Annotated in this window: 19 protein-coding genes; 8 read left to right on the plus strand and 11 right to left on the minus strand. The window is 56.2% G+C overall.

All coding sequences use genetic code 11. The features are described from left to right. Window positions 1-3: 3 nt before the first annotated feature. On the minus strand, window positions 4-1,356 hold the full coding sequence (pmbA, locus tag AC3WOK_RS15295) for a metalloprotease PmbA (RefSeq protein WP_063430236.1): 1,353 nt from the start codon (window positions 1,354-1,356) through the stop codon (window positions 4-6). A 95-nt stretch (window positions 1,357-1,451) separates the two neighbouring features. On the opposite strand from pmbA, the gene yjgA reads away from it, so the two are divergent. Then, complete coding sequence (yjgA, locus tag AC3WOK_RS15300) at window positions 1,452-2,003, plus strand: ribosome biogenesis factor YjgA (protein WP_023334300.1); 552 nt, start codon at window positions 1,452-1,454, stop codon at window positions 2,001-2,003. Window positions 2,004-2,104: 101 nt separating this feature from the next. Here yjgA and mpl read toward each other — a convergent pair whose 3' ends face one another. Continuing rightward, on the minus strand, window positions 2,105-3,484 hold the full coding sequence (gene mpl, locus AC3WOK_RS15305; RefSeq protein ID WP_059311895.1) for a UDP-N-acetylmuramate:L-alanyl-gamma-D-glutamyl-meso-diaminopimelate ligase: 1,380 nt from the start codon (window positions 3,482-3,484) through the stop codon (window positions 2,105-2,107). A 196-nt stretch (window positions 3,485-3,680) separates the two neighbouring features. On the opposite strand from mpl, the gene fbp reads away from it, so the two are divergent. Next, a complete protein-coding gene (gene fbp / locus AC3WOK_RS15310; protein WP_023310178.1) occupies window positions 3,681-4,679 on the plus strand; it encodes a class 1 fructose-bisphosphatase in 999 nt (332 codons plus the stop codon). A 150-nt stretch (window positions 4,680-4,829) separates the two neighbouring features. Next, on the plus strand, window positions 4,830-5,186 hold the full coding sequence (locus AC3WOK_RS15315; RefSeq protein ID WP_047346166.1) for a helix-turn-helix domain-containing protein: 357 nt from the start codon (window positions 4,830-4,832) through the stop codon (window positions 5,184-5,186). Here the strand turns inward: AC3WOK_RS15315 and AC3WOK_RS15320 are convergent. From AC3WOK_RS15320 to ytfQ, 5 genes are all read right to left on the minus strand, one after another. After that, entirely contained in the window at window positions 5,158-6,729 is a 1,572-nt protein-coding gene (locus AC3WOK_RS15320; protein WP_059311896.1) for a methyl-accepting chemotaxis protein, read from the minus strand. The two genes, AC3WOK_RS15315 and AC3WOK_RS15320, sit on opposite strands and share 29 nt — an antisense overlap. Window positions 6,730-6,822: 93 nt before the next feature. After that, window positions 6,823-7,824 (minus strand): galactofuranose ABC transporter, permease protein YjfF, encoded by a 1,002-nt coding sequence (yjfF, locus tag AC3WOK_RS15325; RefSeq protein ID WP_492354767.1) that lies wholly within the window; start codon window positions 7,822-7,824, stop codon window positions 6,823-6,825. Next, window positions 7,811-8,836: a galactofuranose ABC transporter, ATP-binding protein YtfT gene (gene ytfT, locus AC3WOK_RS15330; protein ID WP_186437550.1), complete on the minus strand. Its 1,026-nt coding sequence runs from the start codon at window positions 8,834-8,836 to the stop codon at window positions 7,811-7,813. The genes yjfF and ytfT overlap by 14 nt, the downstream gene beginning before the upstream one ends. A gap of 10 nt (window positions 8,837-8,846) precedes the next feature. Further along, window positions 8,847-10,349 (minus strand): galactofuranose ABC transporter, ATP-binding protein YtfR, encoded by a 1,503-nt coding sequence (ytfR, locus tag AC3WOK_RS15335; protein WP_492354768.1) that lies wholly within the window; start codon window positions 10,347-10,349, stop codon window positions 8,847-8,849. 104 nt (window positions 10,350-10,453) lie between these two features. Further along, the gene (ytfQ, locus tag AC3WOK_RS15340) at window positions 10,454-11,410 is read right to left on the minus strand and encodes a galactofuranose ABC transporter substrate-binding protein YtfQ (protein WP_014882271.1); all 957 of its coding nucleotides are present in this window, start codon (window positions 11,408-11,410) and stop codon (window positions 10,454-10,456) included. Between the two features lie 309 nt (window positions 11,411-11,719). Between ytfQ and ppa the strand changes: the two genes are divergently transcribed. The 4 genes from ppa to AC3WOK_RS15360 all read left to right on the plus strand — a co-directional run bounded on the left by ppa (window position 11,720) and on the right by AC3WOK_RS15360 (window position 13,860). Beyond that, a complete protein-coding gene (gene ppa, locus AC3WOK_RS15345) occupies window positions 11,720-12,250 on the plus strand; it encodes an inorganic diphosphatase (RefSeq protein WP_010427397.1) in 531 nt (176 codons plus the stop codon). A gap of 222 nt (window positions 12,251-12,472) precedes the next feature. After that, window positions 12,473-13,057 carry a hypothetical protein gene (locus AC3WOK_RS15350; protein ID WP_134349458.1) on the plus strand — a complete coding sequence of 195 codons (585 nt, stop codon included), beginning with the start codon at window positions 12,473-12,475 and terminating at the stop codon, window positions 13,055-13,057. Continuing rightward, complete coding sequence (locus tag AC3WOK_RS15355) at window positions 13,054-13,524, plus strand: hypothetical protein (protein WP_063430246.1); 471 nt, start codon at window positions 13,054-13,056, stop codon at window positions 13,522-13,524. Before AC3WOK_RS15350 ends, AC3WOK_RS15355 begins: the two co-directional genes overlap by 4 nt. Before the next feature lie 21 nt (window positions 13,525-13,545). Next, entirely contained in the window at window positions 13,546-13,860 is a 315-nt protein-coding gene (locus tag AC3WOK_RS15360) for a hypothetical protein (RefSeq protein WP_165602452.1), read from the plus strand. Here the strand turns inward: AC3WOK_RS15360 and AC3WOK_RS15365 are convergent. Genes AC3WOK_RS15365 through tamA form a run of 3 tightly spaced genes read right to left on the minus strand, consistent with a single transcriptional unit; the run spans window position 13,840 to window position 19,693 of the window. Further along, on the minus strand, window positions 13,840-14,184 hold the full coding sequence (locus AC3WOK_RS15365) for a gamma-glutamylcyclotransferase family protein (protein WP_024907288.1): 345 nt from the start codon (window positions 14,182-14,184) through the stop codon (window positions 13,840-13,842). The two genes, AC3WOK_RS15360 and AC3WOK_RS15365, sit on opposite strands and share 21 nt — an antisense overlap. A 2-nt stretch (window positions 14,185-14,186) precedes the next feature. Then, window positions 14,187-17,963, minus strand: a complete 3,777-nt coding sequence (gene tamB, locus AC3WOK_RS15370) for an autotransporter assembly complex protein TamB (RefSeq protein ID WP_063957377.1) — start codon at window positions 17,961-17,963, stop codon at window positions 14,187-14,189. Then, window positions 17,960-19,693 (minus strand): autotransporter assembly complex protein TamA, encoded by a 1,734-nt coding sequence (gene tamA / locus AC3WOK_RS15375; RefSeq protein ID WP_063957376.1) that lies wholly within the window; start codon window positions 19,691-19,693, stop codon window positions 17,960-17,962. The genes tamB and tamA overlap by 4 nt, the downstream gene beginning before the upstream one ends. Window positions 19,694-19,917: 224 nt before the next feature. On the opposite strand from tamA, the gene msrA reads away from it, so the two are divergent. Next, on the plus strand, window positions 19,918-20,559 hold the full coding sequence (gene msrA, locus AC3WOK_RS15380; RefSeq protein ID WP_045355646.1) for a peptide-methionine (S)-S-oxide reductase MsrA: 642 nt from the start codon (window positions 19,918-19,920) through the stop codon (window positions 20,557-20,559). Here the strand turns inward: msrA and AC3WOK_RS15385 are convergent, their stop codons facing one another. After that, window positions 20,560-21,618, minus strand: a complete 1,059-nt coding sequence (locus tag AC3WOK_RS15385) for a LacI family DNA-binding transcriptional regulator (protein ID WP_047346156.1) — start codon at window positions 21,616-21,618, stop codon at window positions 20,560-20,562. Window positions 21,619-21,644 lie beyond the last annotated feature (26 nt).

The following is a 21,644-nucleotide window of genomic DNA, read 5'->3' on the forward strand; positions in this document are numbered from 1 at the left end:
TCTTTATTGACCCGCAATTTTCATTTCGGGCAGAAGAACTGAACCACACTGTATATTGCTACGTGTTTCAATATCGTTACCGACCGTAACGATGTTGCGCCACATGTCCTTCAGGTTGCCGGCAATCGTAATTTCGCTCACCGGATACTGGATTTCGCCGTTTTCCACCCAGAAGCCCGCCGCACCGCGAGAGTAATCCCCGGTAATACCGCTTACGCCCTGGCCCATCAGCTCGGTCACCACCAGACCGGTGCCCATCTCTTTCAGCATCTGCTCAAAGTTGAGGCCCTGGCCGGCAATCCGCCAGTTGTGGATACCGCCCGCGTGACCGGTGCTTTTCAGCCCCAGCTTGCGCGCGGAGTAGTTGGTCAGCAGCCACTGGGTCAGAATACCGTCTTTGATGATATCGCGACGTTCGGTGCGCACGCCTTCGCTGTCGAACGGCGTGGAGGCCAGCCCTTTCAGCAGGTGTGGATGCTCTTCGATGGTCAGCCATTCCGGCAGGATCTGCTTGCCCAGCGAGTCGAGCAGGAAGGTCGATTTACGGTAAACGGAGCCACCGGCAATCGCGCCCACCAGATGACCAAACAGACCGGTCGCCACTTCGTTGGCAAAAATGACCGGGGCCTTCATGGTGGAGAGCTTGCGCGGCGACAGGCGGGACAACGTGCGCTCGGCGCACTCTTTACCCACCCACTCCGGAGACTGTAAATCCCCCAACGCGCGGCCAATGGTGTAGGCGTAGTCGCGCTCCATGTCTCCGTTCTCTTCGGCGATGACGCAGCTGGAGAGCGAGTGGCGGGTGGAGCAGTAGCCCTGCAGCATGCCGTGGCTGTTGCCGAACACTTTGATGCCGTAGTGGCTGTTAAAGCTGCCGCCTTCGGTATTGGTGATGCGCTTGTCAGCCTGCAAAGACGCCTGCTCTGCGCGGGCAGCCAGTTCAATCGCTTCGTCCGGCGTAACCTCTGCCGGGTGGAAAAGATCGAGATCCGGCGCATCAAACGCCAGCAGCTCTTTATCCGCCACGCCAGCGTAAGGATCCGGCGAGGTGTAACGGGCAATATCCAGCGCGGCCTGCACCGTACGGGCGATGGCATCCGGACTGAGATCGGTGGATGACGCACTGCCTTTGCGATTCTGGTGATAGACCGTGATCCCCAGCGCGCCATCGCTGTTGAATTCAACATTCTCCACTTCGCCATAGCGGGTGCTCACGCTAATGCCGGTGGTTTTGCTGACCGCCACTTCGGCGCCATCTGATTTTTCTGAAGCAAGCATCAGCGCGGTGGAGACGGCTTCTTCCAGAATCTTACGCTGCGCTTCAACTTGTGAGGTTACTTTCATCGCAAATGCCATACTGTAAGAGAGAGTTATCTGAAGTCTAACAGAGAACCGTTTTTCAGTGCGCGTCTTAACTGGTAACATTAGCCTCTTTTTTTAAGGAGCCTGACATGACTAAGCAGCCCGAAGACTGGCTCGACGACGTTCCCGGTGATGACATCGAAGACGAAGATGATGAGATCATCTGGGTCAGTAAAAGTGAAATTAAACGTGACGCCGAAGAGTTAAAACAGCTTGGCGCGGAAATGGTAGAACTGGGTAAAAACGCGCTGGATAAGATCCCGCTCGACCAGGATCTGCGTGATGCCATTGAACTGGCACAGAAAATCAAAAAAGAAGGCCGTCGTCGCCAGCTTCAGCTTATCGGGAAAATGCTGCGTCAGCGCGACGTCGATCCGATCCGCCAGGCGCTGGACAAGCTGAAAAACCGCCACAACCAGCAGGTTGCGTTTTTCCATAAGCTTGAGCAGATCCGCGATCGTCTGATTGAACAGGGTGATGACGCCGTACCGGAAGTGCTGAACCTGTGGCCGGATGCCGACCGCCAGCAGCTGCGTTCCTTGATCCGCAACGCGAAGAAAGAGAAAGAAGGGAATAAGCCGCCGAAGTCTGCGCGCCTGATTTTCCAGTATCTGCGCGAGCTGTCTGAGAACGAAGAGTAATCCGTGCGGTTTTGCGCCGGATGGCGGCGTAAACGCCTTATCCGGCCTACAAGGTCGTGCAAATGTAAGCCCGGTAAGCGCGAGCGCCACCGGGCTTTTTTTTACGCGTCGGCGGCCGCTTCCGCTTTTTTCGCCAGACCGTCCAGCAGCTTCTGATGGATACCACCGAAACCGCCGTTGCTCATGACCAGAATATGGTCACCGGGCTGGGCCGCTTTTACGACCATATCCGCGAGCACATCCACATCCGCACTCCAGTGCGCAGGCTGAATGCAGGCATCGGCCACTTCCGCCACCTGCCACGGAATATGCTGCGGCTGCAGCAGGAAGACCTCGTCGGCGCGTCCTAATGACGGCGCGAGATCGTCTTTACAGATGCCCATCTTCATGGTGTTCGAGCGCGGTTCCAGCACCGCCAGAATGCGCGCGGTACCGCCGACTTTTCCGCGCAGAGCCGCAAGCGTCGCCAGAATCGCCGTTGGGTGGTGCGCGAAATCGTCGTACACCGTGACGCCGTGGGCTTCACCGCGCAGCTCCAGGCGGCGACGGGCATTGATAAACGAGCCCAGCGCATTCGCTGCATCCGCAGGCAGAACGCCCACGTGGCGTGCGGCAGCAATGGCCATCAGGCCGTTGTGCATGTTGTGCTCGCCCACCAGTCCCCACTTCACCTCGCCCACTTTCTCGCCGTCGAGCAGCACTTCCCACTCGGAGGCATCGGCGTTGAGTTTCTTCGCCTGCCAGTGGCCCTGCTCGCCCACCAGCTCCTGCTCGCTCCAGCAGCCCATCGCCATCGTCTGTTTCAGGTTGATGTCGTTTTCCGGCAGGATGATGCGTCCCTGACCCGGCACGATGCGCACCAGGTGGTGGAACTGTTTCTGGATCGCTTTCAGGTCGTCAAAGATATCCGCATGGTCGAACTCAAGGTTATTGAGGATCAGCGTCCGCGGGCAGTAATGGACGAATTTGGAGCGTTTGTCGAAGAACGCGCAGTCATATTCGTCGGCTTCGATAACGAAGAACGGGCTGTCTCCCAGGCGGGCAGAAACGTCAAAGTTGCCCGGTACGCCGCCGATCACAAAGCCCGGCTTGTAGCCGCAGGCTTCGAGGATCCAGGTGGCCATCCCGGCGGTGGTCGTTTTGCCGTGCGTGCCGGCCACGGCAATCACCCAACGGTCGCGCAGCACGAAATCATGCAGCCACTGCGGGCCGGACATGAACGGAATATTGCGTTCCAGTACCGCCTCGACGCACGGATTGCCGCGGGTCATGGCGTTGCCAATGATCACCAGATCCGGCTCGGGATCCAGCTGGCTGGCATCGTAGCCCTGAATTAAAGAGATGCCCTGCTTTTCCAGAAGCGTGCTCATTGGCGGATACACATTGGCGTCCGAACCTGTCACTTCGTGGCCCAGCGAGCGCGCCAGCATTGCCAGTCCGCCCATGAAAGTGCCACAAATCCCCAATATATGAATGCGCATACGTCACTATCCTTCTTCAATGTGGCGCACATTTTACTCACATGTCAGCGGGTGTGAAACGCATTTCAGGAAAATCCGTATCCTGCTGGCGCGATTCACCTCTGCGCTACTATTTGAATATTTGTTAAGATTGTTGGGCTTTAGTCGTTTTAGTGAACATAAATCGCTCTACTCACAAAGATGCAGGGAAAGTGTTATGAAAACGTTAGGTGAATTTATTGTCGAAAAGCAGCACGAGTTCTCTCATGCTACCGGTGAGCTCACTGCTTTGCTGTCGGCAATAAAGCTGGGCGCTAAGATCATCCACCGTGATATCAACAAGGCCGGTCTGGTCGATATCCTGGGTGCCAGCGGTGCCGAGAACGTTCAGGGCGAGGTTCAGCAGAAACTCGATCTGTTCGCAAATGAAAAACTGAAAGCTGCACTGCGCGCGCGCGACATCGTTGCGGGTATCGCCTCCGAAGAAGAAGATGAAATTGTTGTTTTCGAAGGGTGTGAACACGCGAAATACGTTGTGCTGATGGATCCGCTCGACGGCTCCTCAAACATCGACGTTAACGTTTCTGTCGGTACCATTTTCTCCATCTACCGCCGCGTCACGCCTGTTGGCACGCCGGTGACCGAAGAAGATTTCCTGCAGCCGGGCATTAATCAGGTGGCTGCCGGTTACGTCGTTTATGGCTCCTCCACCATGCTGGTATACACCACCGGGTGCGGGGTTCACGCCTTTACGTACGATCCTTCACTGGGCGTTTTCTGTCTGAGCCAGGAACGCATGCGCTTCCCGGAGAAGGGCAACACCTACTCCATCAACGAAGGCAACTACATTCGCTTCCCGAACGGCGTGAAGAAGTACATCAAATTCTGCCAGGAAGAAGATAAAGCGACGCAGCGCCCTTACACCTCCCGCTATATTGGCTCTCTGGTCGCGGATTTCCACCGTAACCTGCTGAAAGGCGGTATCTACCTCTATCCAAGCACCGCAAGCCACCCTGACGGAAAGCTGCGCCTGCTGTACGAATGCAACCCGATGGCGTTCCTCGCCGAGCAGGCGGGCGGTAAGGCGAGCGACGGTAAAGAGCGTATTCTGGATATCGTGCCGGAAAGCCTTCACCAGCGCCGTTCATTCTTCGTCGGCAACAACCACATGGTTGAAGACGTTGAACGTTTTATCCGTGAGTACCCGGACGCGTAATACCTTTCTTCAGGGGAGCCGTTCTGGCTCCCCTGGTCATTTATATATTTTAACGTATAAGTGTTTATAAAAAACACGCTTTAATATTCACCACTGCTCCTGCATTATTTCCATAACAGTTTGACAGATATTTCCTGGAGCAGAACCGCAATGAAAAATTATTCTCGTGCTACTACCGGTATTGATTTAAATCTTATCCCTGTATTTATTGAAATCGTCCGCTGCGGCAGCATGGCAAAGGCCTCTGTGCGCCTCGATATGTCACGCCCGGCGGTAAGTCTGGCCCTGAAGCGTTTTAATCAGCTGTTTGATGAGCCGTTATTTTTCCGCAAGGGTTTATATCTTGAGCCGACTGAAAAAGCGTTAGCCTTAACCAGCTCACTGGAAATATTAATGGGCGATATTCACGATAATATTGCGGCAGTTAATTCCGCGAGGAATAAAGCCCCGGCACAGAACGTTCCGGGGCTGGGGAATATTATGCCGCGGTCTGAGACGTCACTTTGAATGATGACATGGCTTCCATCAGCTGACGCGACTGCTCCTCAAGGGAGCGGGTCGCGGCGGAGGATTGCTGCACCAGCGCCGCATTCTGCTGCGCGGTTTCGTCCATCTGGTTCACCGCAATATTCACCTGCTCAATGCCGCGGCTCTGCTCCTGGGACGCGGTCGCAATCTCGCGCATCAGTTTAGTCATGCGCAGCACTTCTGTTGCAATCTCATCCATCGTTTCGCCAGCCTGCTGAGCCAGCTCGCTGCCCTCGTTAACGTGGGTCTGCGAATCGCTGATAAGCGAACGGATCTCTTTCGCCGCGTCGGCGCTGCGGCTGGCAAGATTTCGCACTTCGCCAGCGACGACGGCAAACCCGCGCCCCTGCTCGCCCGCGCGCGCCGCTTCCACGGAGGCGTTAAGCGCCAGAATATTGGTCTGGAAGGCAATGCCGTCGATCACGCTCAGGATGTCGGCGATCCGCGCCGAGCTGCCGGAGATATCGCGCATTTTTTCAATCACGTAGCAGACCATTTCGCTGCCGTGATCGGCCGTGTCGGACACTGACTTCGCCAGCTGGTGCGCCTGCTCGGCGTTATCGGCGTTGAGTTTCACCGTGGCGGTGATCTGTTCCATGCTGGCCGCCGTCTGTTCCAGCGAGGTGGCGGTGGATTCCGTACGCTCGGCAAGATCCCGGTTCCCCGCCGTCAGCTCGCGGCTACCGGTGTCAATTTGCGAGCTGGCATCACGTACCCGCAGAACCGAGTTCATCAGCGACTGGCGCATCTCCTCTATCGCCGCGTTGAGACGGTTAAACTCCTGGCTCGCTGGCGCATTCAGGGTATGGGTTAAATCGCCCGCCGCCACGTTCTCCAGTTGAGCGATCGACGCCGAGAGCGGCTTGAGCAGCATGTGGCGCAGCACCAGCCAGGCCAGCACGATAATGCCTGCCGTCAGCAGCGCCGCAACGATAATCAGGATCAGCACGCGGGTTTTACTCGCCTGCACGGCACTCACTTCCGCCTGACCCCGCGCTTCGCTCCATTTCTGAAACGCCTGCATATCGTTATCAAACTGCTTCGCAACCGGGATTAGCGCGTTCTCCAGCAGATCGTAATAGCTGTCCGCGCTCTGGTCATTCAGGGTTTTCAGCATCGGGTTGATCCCCTGCTGGTTATACGTCGCCAGGCTGGCCGCGACTTTATCGAGAAGCTGCTGCCCCTGCCTGTCGGCCACGCCGCCGTCGATCACGCCTTTGAGCGTTTTCTGGGCGACGGCCACTTCCTGATTGATGTTTTTTACCGATTTGGCCGCATCGTCCAGCATGCCGATTTCCATCATACGGACGGCCTGACCCGCCTCGTTGCGCGCGCGCAGGATCAGCGTATAGCCAGAATTAAGCTGCACCATCTGCTCACCCTGAAGGTGGTTGATGCGCTGCAGCGAAGAAGAACTCTGTGTGAGGGCATAAATACCAATGCCGCTGACAATCAGCAGCAGAAGGGTCATAACGGCCAGTAAAGAGAGCAAGCCGGTACGAATCGATAGCGTTTTAAGCATGATGTTATTTCCGGTAGCGAGATATTTCTTGGCGTAAAAGAAGAGTATCGGCCGCTACCGGAAAATGTTTAGACTTTAAGCAATTTCAGCGTGTTATGGCTCTGTTACTGATGTGTCTACGCGTGTAACAGGCGAGCTCTGGCGGTTCTCCCAGAGCACCGTCAGACCGCGCTGCAGGGCAATAAAAATAAACAGCAAAATGCCGATGGCGATCTTCGTCCACCACGAGCTGAGCGTGCCGTCAAAGTTGATATAGGTTTGTATCAGCCCCTGGATCGCCACGCCGAACAACGTGCCCAGCACCGTACCTACCCCGCCGCTGAGCAGCGTGCCGCCGATGACCACAGAAGCAATCGCATCCAGCTCAACGCCGACGCCCGCCAGCGCGTAACCGGCCTGGGTATAAACCGAGAAGACAATGCCCGCCAGCGTCGCCAGCCCGGTCGAAAGCATATAGATGCGGATGGTGGTGCTGCGGGTAGAAATCCCCATCAGGTTGGCCGACGTGGCGTTGCCGCCAATGGCGTACACCTGGTTGCCAAACCGGGTGCGGTGGGCGAGGAAGATGCCAATGACCACCACGCCCAGCATCAGAAGCCCCATCGCGCTCAGACGGCCGCCGCCGGGGATTTTCCACGCCAGGCTGGAGAGCGTGTCGTAGATGGGGTGGTTAATCGGAATCGACTCTTCCGACACCAGATAGCTCACCCCGCGCAGGAAGAACATGCCCGCGAGGGTAATGATAAACGCCGGAATTTTTAACGCGTCGATCAGCAGCCCCATAAAGGCGCCAAACGCGCAGCCCATCACCAGCACCAGCGGAAACGCCACCAGAGGAGAGATCCCCCAGAAGCCGATCGCCTTCGCAAGGAACACGCCCGTAAACGCGATCACCGAGCCGACGGAGAGATCGATCCCGCCGGAGAGGATCACAAAGGTCATGCCGACGGCGATGATGCCTAAAAAGGCGTTATCGGTCAGGATATTGCAAATCACGCGCGTCGATGCAAACCCCGGGAACTGGGTCAGGCAGTAGAGATACCCCAGAACAAACACGCCCAGGGTGATCATTAACGGTAAATTACGTTTTATCATGGCCACGGATCCCCTTAATGATGCTGACAAAGCGCGGTGACTGGACGATCAGCACGCAGAGCACGACCACGGCTTTCACCACCTGGTTGAGTTCCGGCTGAAAACCGGAGAGCAGGATCCCGGTGTTCATGCCCTGAATGATCAGCGCGCCAATCACCGAGAGCAGCAGGTTAAAGCGCCCGCCCATCAGCGACCCGCCGCCGATCACCACCGCGAGGATCGCGTCCAGCTCCAGCCAGAGTCCCGCGTTGTTGGCGTCGGCCCCGCGGATATCCGCCGCGACGATGACCCCGGCGATGGCGGCGCACACGCCGCTCAACACGTAGGTCAGCATGACCATCAGCCGCGTGTTGACCCCGGCGTTGCGTGCCGCACGAATATTGATCCCGACGGCTTCTATGAACATCCCCAGCGCCGTTTTGCGGGTGAAGAGCCAGAACACCGCTAGCGTCACCAGGGCAATAATGACCGGCGTCGGGAAGAACAGAAGGTTGCCGCTACCGAGCCACGCGAGGCTCGGGGAATTAAAGGTGACGATCTGACCGGAGGTAATGAGCTGCGCCACGCCGCGCCCGGCCACCATTAAAATCAGGGTGGCGACAAAGGGCTGAATTTTCAGCACCGCCACCAGAATGCCGTTCCATAATCCTGCCAGCACGCCGGTACCTAACGCCGCCAGCAGAACGACCGGCAGGCTATGCCCGGCGACGGTCATTGAGGCTGCCGTGGCCCCGGCGATGGCCATCACCGCGCCGACGGAGAGATCAATCCCGCCGGTGGCGATAACCAGCGTCATTCCGATGGCCAGCAGCGCCACGGGTGCGGCACGGTTTAAAATGTCTATCGGGCTGCCAAACAGGCGGCCATCCTGAACAATAATCTGGAAGAAATGCGGTGCGACCAGGCTATCAATAAGCAGTACCACCAGCAGCGCCGCGATTTGCGGCGTGCCGGTTGGCCAGCTGAAGCGGCGCTTTGTCTCACCGGTTTGCGAAAGCGAACGGGGCATCACGATTCACTCCTTATGCCGCGATGGCATTCATGATCGCCGGAACGGACAGCTTATCCAGCGGGATCTCTGCCACCTGTTTGCGATCGCGCATGATAATGACGCGATCGGCATACCCCACCAGCTCTTCCAGCTCGGACGAAATGACCAGCAGCGCCAGCCCGTCCGCACACAGCGTTTCGATAAGGCGGATAATTTCGGCGTGCGCCCCCACGTCTATGCCGCGGGTCGGTTCGTCGAGGATCAGGAACTGGGGTTTGGTCAGCAGCCAGCGTGACAGCAGCACTTTCTGCTGGTTACCGCCGGAGAGAAATTCAATCGGCTGTTCCGCGCTCGGGGTGCGGATGCCGAGCTGGCGGATAAAGCGCTCGGCAATGGCGTTTTGCTCTTTGCGTGGGATCGGCCGTAGCCAGCCGCGCTGGGCCTGCAGGGCCAGAATAATGTTCTCCCGCACCGAGGCCGCGGCAATGATGCCATCCGTTTTCCGGTCTTCCGGGCAGAAGCCCACCCCGAGGCAAGAGGCCTGATGCGGCGATCGCAGAGTTTGCGGTTTGCCCTTGATCAGCGCGCTGCCGCTGTCCGCAGGTTTGATCCCGAAGATCACCTCGGCGGTTTCGGTACGTCCCGATCCTAACAGGCCCGCCAGACCGACAATTTCGCCCGGGCGGACTTCCAGGTTAAACGGCGAGATCACCCCTTTTTTGCCGTAATCGCTGAAGGCTGCGATCGGTTTATCGCTCAGCAGCGTGCGGCCTGCGCGCTGAAGGGCGTTGGTGTCGAGTTCACGGCCCAGCATCATTTTCACCAGCTCGATCTGCGGCAGCTCGCGGGTTTCGCGGCAGCCGACAAAGCTGCCGTTGCGCAGCACCGTAATGCGATCGCTCACCTCATACACCTGATCGAGGAAGTGCGTCACGAAAATCAGGCTGACGCCCCGATCGCGCAGCTGGCGCATCAGGGTAAAGAGCATCTCCACTTCCTGGGTATCGAGGCTGGCGGTGGGTTCGTCGAGGATCAGCACCTTTGCGGAGAGATCGATCGCGCGGCAAATCGCGACAATCTGCTGCATGGCGACGGAAAAGCGGTTCAGCGGCTCGCGAACGTCAAGAGAGAAGCCGTAAGATTCCATCAGCGCTGTCGCCCGCGCCTCCATCTCTTTGCGGCGCAGCAGGCCAAAACGCCGTGGCTCGCGGCCAATAAACAGGTTATCCGCCACCGACATATTGGGCAGCAGGTTCACTTCCTGGTACACCGTCCCGATCCCCAGCTCCTGGGCATGGGCGGTATTTTTTGGCGAAATGGCGTTGCCTTCCAGCCAGATGGTGCCGCGATCGGCGTGATAAACGCCGGTCAGGGATTTAATCAGCGTCGATTTCCCCGCGCCGTTCTCGCCCAACAGCGCCATAATCTCACCGCGCCGCAGGCTGAAATCAACGTTATCCAGCGCTTTTACGCCGGGGAAAAATTTACTCAAGCCCTCTGTGCGGAGGATTTCCTGGTGTTGTTCAGTGGTCATGGTTTTTCCCCTGCATCAAGCCGGATGGCGCTACGCTTATCCGGCCTACAAAAGAGCGTATCGTAGGCCGGGTAAGCGCAGCGCCACCCGGCAATTTCACTGGATCAGTAGCCCATATTTTTCTTCTTCTCTAACTCTTCTTTCGCCGTGTCAGGCAGGTAGAGCGTGGATTTGGTGACCGTCACCTTCTCAGGCATCGTGCCGTCTTTCTTGAATTTCTCCAGCGCATCGAATGCCGGGCCCGCCATGTTTGGCGTGAGTTCCACGCTGGCGTTGGCTTCGCCGTCGATCATCGCTTTGTAGATGTCAGGCACGCCGTCGATAGAGCCGGTCAGGATATCTTTGCCCGGCTTCAGGCCCGCTTCTTTAATCGCCTGAATCGCACCGATCACCATGTCATCGTTATGGGCATAAACCATGCAGATGTTTTTGCCGTTGTTTTCAGCCTTGATGAAGCTCTCCATGACCTCTTTGCCTTTGCTGCGGGTAAAGTCGCCGGACTGAGAGCGGATAATCTTGATGTTTGGCGCTTTCGCAATGGCCTCAGCAAACCCCTTCTTACGGTCGATGGCCACGCTCGCGCCGACGGTTCCCTGCAGCTCAACCACGTTACACGGCTTGCCGTCGACCTGTTTCACCAGCCAGTCACCAATTAACTGCCCTTCAAGCACGTTGTTGGCCGTCACGGTGGTCATATAGAGAGATTTGTCTTTCACATCTATGGAACGATCGAGCAGGAAGACCGGGATTTCGGCGTCTTTCGCTTCCTTCAGGACAGGCTCCCAGCCGGTCGCCACGACGGGGGCAATAAAGATGGCATCCACGCCCTGAGCGATAAAGGAGCGTACGGCTTTGATCTGGTTCTCTTGTTTTTGCTGACCATCGGCGATTTTTAGGGTGATGCCGCGTTTCTGGGCCTCGCTTTTCGCCACGTTGGTTTCCGCCGCTCGCCAGCCAGATTCAGAGCCGACTTGCGAAAAACCTACGGTTAAGGGGGCGGCCATCGCCATAGACGACATGGCTGCCGAAACTGCTGTGACCAGGAGTAAGCGCTTCCACATATGAACGTCCTCGTAGGGTGAGTTATTGTTGGTTAAAAGATGTTCTGCGGAATGACTATAGCCGATGAAATATGTAACGAATTGCGTTACATCACACTTCAGAAAAGTGAATAAAACGTTAATCACAAGTTTGTAATCGCTTTCATTTCTTCATGAAAAATGCGGCTGAGTTTATGGATTTTCCTGTCATGAAATCGGTCTGAAAAGTGGTAACAACGTGGAGAGAAGGCGAAAACAGGCGGAGACATTCAGCGCGAGTTGGCTATAATACCTGCCACTTGTTTACCATCCATTTTAAAGGACACCGACATGAGCTTACTCAACGTCCCAGCGGGTAAAGAACTGCCAGAAGACATCTACGTAGTTATCGAAATCCCGGCTAACGCAGATCCGATCAAATACGAAGTGGACAAAGAGAGCGGCGCCCTGTTCGTAGACCGTTTCATGTCTACCGCGATGTTCTATCCGTGCAACTACGGTTACATCAACCACACCCTGTCTCTGGACGGTGACCCGGTTGACGTGCTGGTCCCAACGCCATACCCACTGGAGCCAGGCTCCGTCATTCGCTGCCGTCCAGTTGGCGTGCTGAAAATGACCGACGAATCCGGTGAAGATGCGAAGCTGGTTGCGGTACCGCACACCAAGCTGAGCAAAGAATACGATCACATCAAAGATGTGAACGACCTGCCAGAACTGCTGAAAGCGCAGATCACTCACTTCTTCGAGCACTACAAAGACCTCGAAAAAGGCAAGTGGGTTAAAGTTGACGGCTGGGACAACGCAGAAGCGGCGAAAGCAGAAATCATCGCCTCTTTCGAACGCGCTGCTAAGAAGTAATTCTTACTGCCAATCGATAAAGCCCCGCTGGTCGGGGCTTTTTTATTTCTTTGGTTAAAATCGGGACAAACGGATCATTTAAGATAATTCCCATTCTTTTTGATTTGGATATTAAAAACAGAAAAGACACCCTATCATTTATGGTGGGAGTGGTTGAATAGCCTGGCTGTTCACAACATACTGTCATGATGAACATTAATCCCCACTCATTATAGGATTCTTATGTCATCCATTAACATTGATGTTGCCCGCCCAACAGGGATTTATTTTATCATTGAACGACTTTATTCTCGCGATGGTCTTATGCCTTCTATTGGGGAAATCAGCCCCTCTATGACACAGGTGCACCGTACTGTCATTCAGCTAAAACGCAAGCAAGATATGTTTATGGATGGCGTTAAGGTTATCCCTAAAGATATTACCCTTTGGCAACAGATAAAATATATTACGGGTTCAAAAGTAACGACCAAAGATACAGATGCGTTAGTGTATACGACCGATTTTATTGGCTCTCTTGTTGCCACAACACCTTTAGGTAATATTGAGCATGAAAATATTCCTCGGTTCCTCACTACAGAGTCTATCCACTCCCTGCCGCAGGCGGTGAGTTATGGGCGAGATCCCATCCCACAAGTTCTTCTTTATGGTCGTAAGGATATTGTCTTCTTTATGGACAATGGTGGTAAAGGTACGCCAACCGCTATTGCAAAATATAACCACAATACTCGTGACCTTGCCATAATCAAAGATCAGCTAGAAGCCAGTAAAACGATGAAGGAGCTGCTATCTAAGGGAGCAAAATTATGAGTAAGAAAAACCATATCGTGAGCCTATTCGTCCTTATTATTGCCTCCTTTATATTTGGCAGAGGTACGTATGTTGAATATCTGTCATGGTACTATGGAAGCGATAATTTAATATTCAGCGAATTAAGCAGCTCCTTACTATCTAGTTTATTTAACGGGCTTTACTTCGCTCTATCAGCAAGTATTATTTATGCGTTACTCACTCTATTAAAAAGAATCCCAAGGAATATTGTCACTTCTTGTCTGCTTCAGTTCTGTATTAACATCGGGCTATATACGCTTTTTGTTGCAGTAGATAGAGGATATAGTAAATTGCATACTTTAGGCTCGGGTGCTACTGATATCACCCACAGCTATTTTTTAGGGGCGTTGCTGACGAGCACACTCCTGACCGTCGCGATCGTGAGCGTTATACATGCTAAGTTTCTTTCTTCAAAGCATAAAAATGGGCTACATAAAGGCGTTTGACTGTTACGGTAAAGACAGCAAATGGCAGTATCTCTGCATCATGACATTCCAGCTCGCCTGGTTTTTGTTTTACTTATGGATCCCTTATCGAAGCGATTATGCGATTCTGCTGTTTTTACTGTTTTTCCTGCCCGTCATTTCAAGCAATACGCGGTGCATAAACTACTATGGCCGTTCACGCGCCCTGTGTTTGTTATGGCTTATTGCCCCGTACATCATGCTGTTCGTTCCTCTGTTTTTAACCCAGAGCCGGGATACAGAAGAGAGTTGAAGGAACAAAAAAAACAACGCCACCTCACGGTGGCGTTGTTTTTTTCAGTACTGGTCTCTGTCTAACCAGTTACCGCTTACAATCCGCGTTAACCCTTCGACCGGACGCTGGTAGACGTACATCCACGCACTTCCGTACGGCGTCTGGATCAACTGGCGCGCGTATTCACCGCCCCTGGTGCGCAAGGCATCAAGTTCGGCAAGCGTCGCGTTATCAATACGATAAACCTCACCCTGTACCGTTCCTTCGCCGGGAACCGCGCCTGGATAGTGGCCCAGGCTGTACAACTGGTAGTTCTCGATATTGTAATTCCCCAGCAGCAGGGCATTGGTCATCCAGTGACTGTTGCCTTGCCTGGTTCTTAAACTGCCGTAGACAAATATTCGCATTGCTAAAACTCAAACTGATAGAGCAGATCAAGTGCCTGGTCTATGCCGGACACTGCTTCCAGATATAGCTTAGGCATCAGGCGATAGCGTAACGTGAGTGTTGCCAGTGAGTCAAAGATCCCCACACCATATTTTACCTGCAGACCCGGCAGTACATAGCCGCTGACCACCACCTGCGAGGAGTCACCCACGCCCTGGGTGTCCAGCGCCAGATTGCTTACGCCGAACGTCTCGCCGATTTTACCCACAACCTGCCCACTTTGTGCAACCCCCAGACCCACTAACATCGAGGTCATCGCCGCACTGTCGCTCTGACCGCTGTCCAGACCTTGCCCTCGGAGCAGGTAAGAGAGGGCTTCCTGCTGCGACATCGCCGGGTCAGAGAAGATCTCCGCCTTCGGTTCGTCGGCGGAGCCGGTGACGCGGACGCCCGCGATAACGTCGTTTTCCGTCGCTTCCGGGTTACGAATCGCTTCGATGTTCAGCAAAGGCTGATCCGGTGGACCGGAGAACAGCAGCTCGCCTTTACGGACAATCAGATCCTGACCATAGGCGTGGAAACGCCCTTCAGGAATATTGATTTGCCCGTTCAGGCCAAGCCCTTGTTTATCCTGAGCCACTTTCAGGTCACCCGTGAGCCGCGCCTTCAGCCCAAACGCATCCAGCCGCACGTTATTCCCCACGTGCACGATAAGGTTACTATTAATCGGTATGCCTGCGCTCTTCTGTTCGACAGGTTTCAGATTTTCATTGAGCATAACTTCATCGCTTGAGACGCCAACCGCACTTTCCGGCACGTCGTGGACCACGATGCGCGCCCACGGCACGTCAACGCGTCCGTCAAGCGTAAAGAGGCTTGGCGTGGCTTCAAAGACCACATCTGGCGAGACGTCCAGGCGCACCATTGGCGGTACGGTGATGCGCACCCTACTGCCTTTCGCGGCAATACGGGCCCGCCAGTTATCGAGCTGGCTCCAGTCCGCGTCGCCGCTCAGGTTGATTTGTCCCTGTTGCGTTAATACCGAGCCGCTCAGCGTCGAGCTCATGCCGTTGAAGTTCATCGCGATCTGGCTGGGCTGCATATCGAACGGCATAAAGTTGCCGTCAATATCTACGCCGCTGAGCCGCAACTGACCGAACAGCTGAGGGCTTTGCGCGTTGCCGGCCAGGCGCAGGTTGGCGTTGAGCATGCCCTCTGCTTTTTCCCCGCGGGCGAAAATCGGATTCACCATCGCCAGGTTGAAGTTACGGATGTTGACGTTGCCGCCCAGATTACGCCGTCCCTGCGGGTCGGTAATCTGTACCTGCCCGTCCAGCTGACCGTTGTTGGTCAGACGGATAAGCCACCCCAGCTCCGCGCGGTTGTTATGCAGGTCCGCGCTCAGGTTCAGGGTGTCGAATGCCACCGGCAGCGGCGCATCGTTGACCTCCTGCGTCACCTTCACGTTACGCCCGGAAAGGGTGACGCTGCCCTGCGGCAGCCCCTCTTTCGTGGTATCCCAGGCGACATCGGCCTTCCCGCTGAAGACGCCGCTGGCCTGGGTCGTGTCCGGCATAAACGGCTTCAGCATCGCCAGATCGAAGCGATTGAGGTTGATCTGCGCGCGCCCTTCCGCTCCCGCATCGATGGTCTGCGGCACGCAGAGTTCCGCATTCGGGTTGGTCCAGCAGTGTGGCCCAATGCTGATCTTCTGCTCGGCGTTTCGGTAGTCGAGCGCGATGGAGCGTGACAGAGCCAGCGGCCCAACCGGCGTGTTGAAGCGGGTGTTGTCCAGCGTTCCTTTCCAGCGTTCTTCCTTGCGGTCGAAGCTGCCGGTCAGGTGAAGCTGGCCGGAGACCGGCTCGCCCTGCACGCGCAGCTGGAGGTCGTGCTGCTTCTCGTTCCCTTTGGCGTCCAGAGTGACCAGGTTAATGTTGACGTCCGGCTGAGAAATGCGCTCCACGCGCAGGTTCAGGTTACCGCCGATCTGATCGGTGGATTTCACATCCCCTTCCACGCGGACGCGGGCAACGCTCAGCTCCTGCCAGCGCAGGTTATTGGCGGTGATATCCGCCAGCAGCTGCGGCGCGTCGACCGTGCCGCGCACTTTCACTAACCCTTTCGCCGTGCCGCCAAGGCCCGGCAGAGCGTTATCCAGGTTCGGCGCGTCGATGGTGGCATCCAGATTGAGATCTTTCACCCCCAGCTCGCCTTTGATATCCGCCGTGTTGCGGCCCAGCGCCACGTGCAGTCCCGGAATGACCCACTGCAGGTAGCTGTTGCCTTTGACCGAGCCTTCAACATTAACCTTGTTCTGCTTCACGTTACCGGTGAGCTTGATTTCCGGCACGTCCATCTGCCACGTGCCGCCGTACAGGCTGCCGCGGGTTTTGATCAGGCCATCCAGTTTTGACGGCCAGTCCGGCACCTCTTTGGCGGTGTTAATGCCCGTCAGCTTAAGCTCGCCGCGCCAGCTGATCGCCTGCTGCCAGTCGAGCAACGCGGTCAGCTCGGTTTTACCTTCCAGCGCCGCGACGGTCAGCTTGTCGAGGTTGACCTGCTGTTCGTTGCCCTTCGCATCCAGCGTGATGGTTGCAGGCGGCACGCCCTGCCCCTTCACCGCGGTGCGGAACGAGAGCGTGTAATCGGTCATCTTGCCGCTCAGCTTCAGCTTCAGGTCATCGGCCTGGAACTGCTTTTCGCCGGTGAACGGCCAGTAAAGCTGCTTGCTGACAACCTCAAGATTAAGCGGCAGCCCGGCTTCCGCCAGCTGGGTTTGCGCACGCAGCACCATGTCCACCGGGCCGGAGAGATTCACGCCGACGTCCAGCTTATCGCGCAGCGCCCCGCCCACTTTGACCTTCACCTTTTCGCCTTTCAGCGGATCGATGTTGAGCGCGCTGTTCAGCGTGATATCCACCGGCCAGCTGTCGCGCAGCAGGGCATTCCCTGACGCGTTAACCGAGCCCTGGTTGGTGTCGATATCCAGCGCGTCGAGCTTCATATTGCCGTCAATGCTGCTGACCTTCAGCAGCATGGTGTAAACCGTCAGATCGGTATCGCCGGTCAGGCGCAACTGCTCGCCTTTGAATTCCTCAATGTTGAGGTTCAGCGGCAGATGAACGTCGGTCATCTCCGGCAGGACAGGCTTCGAGAAGAGGTCCTTCAGCGTTTCGCCCAGCGGCTTTTCTTCCGGCTGCGGGTTCTGGATCTTCGGCTCGACGATCTCTTCCTGCGCCACGTCCGCCACTTTCGGCAGCGCAATCAGTAAACCCTGCAGCGACGTAGGCGTCAGGGTCAGGTTTTTCTCCTGCCAGCGCAGGCCGGAGGTGAAATCCATCACCGACACGGTGGTGTCGTCGATTTTGATATTGACGTTATCCAGCGCCACCCGATAAAGCGCGATCGGATACGGGGTGGAGAGATTCAGCGGGCCGCTGTCCTCTTCCTCCACCGGCGCAGACTTCGGCATTTTTTTCGAATCTATCGCCACGTTGACATCTTTTAGCGACAGATCGTTAACGCAGAGCTTGCTGTCGCGCAGGCATCCCAGCTTCACCGCGAGGTGGAATTCGCCGGCGTTCACCGCCACGCCCGGCTGCTCATAGCGGATGTTTTTCAGGCGCAGGTCGCGCCAGCCGCCCGTCACCTGGCCGATTTCCAGCCCGGGCACCCAGCGGTTCGCGGCGTTAAACAGCAGATGCAGCCCGGTCGTCGTTCCCACCAGAAACGCCACCGTACCGAGCAGCAGCACGATAAAAATCAGCACCCCGAGGCTTATCTTCTTCCATAGACTCATAATTCAGGCCCCAGACCGATGTAAAACTGTAATCCGTGTTCTTCTTTGTCGCCCACCGGAACGGCGAAATCGAGCTTGATGGGCCCGACGGGTGACTGCCAGCGCACGCCTACGCCCGCGCCGGTTTTGAAATCGCTGCGGCGGATATCGTTCACCGCTTCACCGCCGTCAACAAACATGGCGCCCCACCACTTGCCGCTGACGTTGTACTGGTACTCCAGCGAGCCGGTCGCCAGTTTTGACGCCCCGGTCAGCTGGCCTTTTTCGTTTTCCGGTGAGATCGATTTGAACTTATACCCGCGAATGCTGCGGTCGCCCCCGGCGAAGAAGCGCAGGTCCGGCGGAACGCGCTCGAAATCGCCCGTCTCAATCCAGCCGAGATTACCGCGCATCACAAAGCGGTGTTTGTCGTACAGCGTGCGGATCCAGACGTTTTGCGCCTGAAAGACGGAGAAGTCCACGTCGGAGCCCCAGGCGGTGTTGGAATAATCGATGGAGTAGCGCTGTGAGTCGCCCCAGGTCGGCATCAGGCCACCGCGCGAGCGGGTGCGGCTGATCATCACGCCCGGGTAAAGCAGCATGGTGGTGTTGGTGACGTTGGCCTGGGTAAAGTGGTCAAGGCTCCAGCGCAGGTTAATGGCGCGCTGCCAGCCGCTGGAGAGATCCCAGAAACGCGATACCGCAAGCGTGGTCGAGTCCTGCTCGGTATCGTTTAAATCGGTGCGCTTAAAGCCGCCCTGCAGAAGGTAATACTGCTCAAGCGGATTTTTCAGCAGCGGCATTTTGTAGCTGAAATCCAGCTGCTGCTCGGGCGCAGAGAGGCTCAGGCTGGTAGTCAGGCTGTGGCCGTAGGAGTTCATCCACGGTTTTTTCCACGAGGTTTTCACGCGTGGGCCAACGTCCGTCGAATAGCCCACACCGGTCTCAATGGTGTTCTCGGTGCGCGGCGAGACAACGCCATGCAGCGGCAACACCTTGGTTTTGCGCGACTTATCAAATTCCGGTGCGACAATCACGGAGTTAAACCAGCCGGTGGCGGAGAGGCGGCGGTTCAGTTCTCCCAGGTCGCTCGACTGGTAGTAATCCCCTTTTTTGAAGGGAACGAGGTTTTGCAGGTACTCTTCGCGAATTTGCGACCCTTCAAACGTCACATCGCCAAAACGGTAGCGCTCCCCGCTGTCGTAGTCGATATCCCAGAAGGCCTGACGTCGTTCCAGCGACACTCCAAGCTGGCTTTTGTTGAACTGGCTGTCGAAGTAGCCTTTACGCAGCGCGACGCTGGTTAAGGATTTTTTAAAATGATCGTAATCGCCGTGATTCAGCACGGTGCCTATTTTTGGACGCGTACTCAGCAGATCGAGGTAATCCCGATCCGTTCGCGCACCGCCGCGCAGCACCACGTTGGTGCCGCCAATCAATACCGGCTCGCCCGGCGAAACGCGGGCAATCAGCACCTGGCGCCCCTTCTTTGGCGGCGGACGGAGGTCAAAATCAATGGTGGGTTCGTAATAACCCAGCGCTTTCAGCCCTTCACGGATGGCGTCATCCACGCGCGCGCGAAAACGCCGGTCCGGCGTCACCTCATCGCTCTGGATGGTCGATAGCTGCGCACGCACGTTTTTTTGTAGCGCCCCGGATAACCCCTCAACCTGCAAACGGACATTCGCCGCGCTGGCAATCCCGCTTGTCAGCAATACACTGACTAAACATAACTGGCGGATTTTTGTCACGTTTTCTCCTGAATATCCCTGTTTCCACCCTGGAAGCAAATGAAGTGCCGCTCCGCGGCAAAATACGGCCCGTTGGCCAAAAACCCAAATCGCGGGTTGAAAATGGGTGTAACACCCAAATATTTCTTATGATTAAATCTAGACTCATTCAGCGCATTTATTGTGTTCAATTAAACGCTTCGTGACAACCTTAACTGAAACATCGCACCCCGTGAGGCCCCATCGTGAGTTTATTCGACAAAAAGCATCTGGTTTCACAAGCCGATGCATTACCGGGACGCAACACCCCTATGCCTGTGGCGACCTTACACGCCGTCAATAACCATTCCATGACCAACGTTCCAGAAGGGATGGAAATCGCCCTGTTCGCGATGGGCTGCTTCTGGGGCGTTGAACGCCTCTTCTGGCAGCTGCCCGGCGTATACAGCACGGCGGCCGGCTACACGGGCGGTTACACGCCTAATCCAACCTACCGCGAAGTCTGCTCCGGGGAAACCGGTCATGCGGAAGCGGTTCGCGTGGTTTATGACCCTGCGGTGATTAGCTACGAGCAGCTCCTGCAGGTCTTCTGGGAAAATCACGACCCGGCGCAGGGCATGCGTCAGGGCAACGACCACGGCACCCAGTACCGCTCGGCTATTTATCCGCTCACGCCGGAGCAGGACGCCGCCGCGCGCGCCAGCCTTGAGCGTTTCCAGCAGGCCATGCGCGAAGCTGGCGATACGCGCGAGGTGACCACGGAAATTGCGACGGCGAAACCGTTCTACTATGCCGAGGACGATCACCAGCAGTATCTGCATAAAAACCCCTATGGCTACTGCGGTATCGGGGGCATCGGCGTCTGCCTGCCGCCGCAGCTGGCGTAATTATTGGTCCAGCGCCACGCGAGCCGCGTGGCGCGTGGCGTTACTGACCGAGCCGTAGTCCATCACTTTGCCCTGCAGCAGCAGGTTAAAGACCGGCGCCTGCGGTCGGTTGAGCCGCGTTTGCAGCAGGTGAACGGCCTCAATCCCCAGCTCTCGGCAGGGCACCGTAACGCCCGTGATCGGTCTTTCCAGACGGTGCGCTAAATTCCAGGCAAAATCGGTCGTGATGAGCGAAATGTCTTCCGGAATGCGCAGCCCGTGGCGCGTTAACGCCCTGACCACGCCTTCCGTCATGCTGGTACTGTTCGGGAAAATCACCTCCGGCCACTGGGATCTGTCATGACTCATCAGCCACGCGTCCAGCGCCCGCTCGGCCTCGTCTGCCGTAAACCACTCCGTCACTAATAAATCGCGCTGGGGATCAAAGGCAACGTGAAAATGGCGGTATGCCTCCTTGATGCCGTCCAGACGCGCGTAGAGCGTATCCCGGCGCAGGCAGGTGAGCGTGAGCACCCGGCGATGCCCCTGCTCAAAAAGGTACTGCATGGCGGTGAAACCAATCGCCCGGTGGTCGGGCGACACGGAATCCAGCACCCGATCCCGGTCAACGGAGTTAATCAATACGCAGGGCTTATTCAGCGTGCTCGCCAGTTTAAATATGGTGGAATCATCAGTTCCAATAATGATTATCGCGTTGATATTCTTATGACTGGCCTTTTCCATAAATAATTTCACATCGGCGTGCTGTTCTTCTAATCCACAGCAGCTGACCCACACGTTGTGCGGCGCGCAGGCTTCAGCAATACCTTTGGTCACTTCCAGATAAAAAATGTCCCCACGTCCCTGAAAGGTTCTTTCCGGGGCAAAGACCGCGATGCCGTTAATCAGCAGCCGCCCGCTTGCCATCGACTCAAGCACGCCCAGCTTCCTCGCGGTACGCACAATTGCTTCTCGGGCTTTCTCGCTGGTGTACGACTTGCCGCTCAGGACCCGCGAAACGGTGCTGACGGAATAGCCCGTGAGCGCCGCGATCTCCTCCATTTTTAACCTTCCCGACATAGTGTGACCTCGCTCTCAATCAGTTT

The organism is Enterobacter sp. FW301-JW81 (assembly GCF_058788735.1).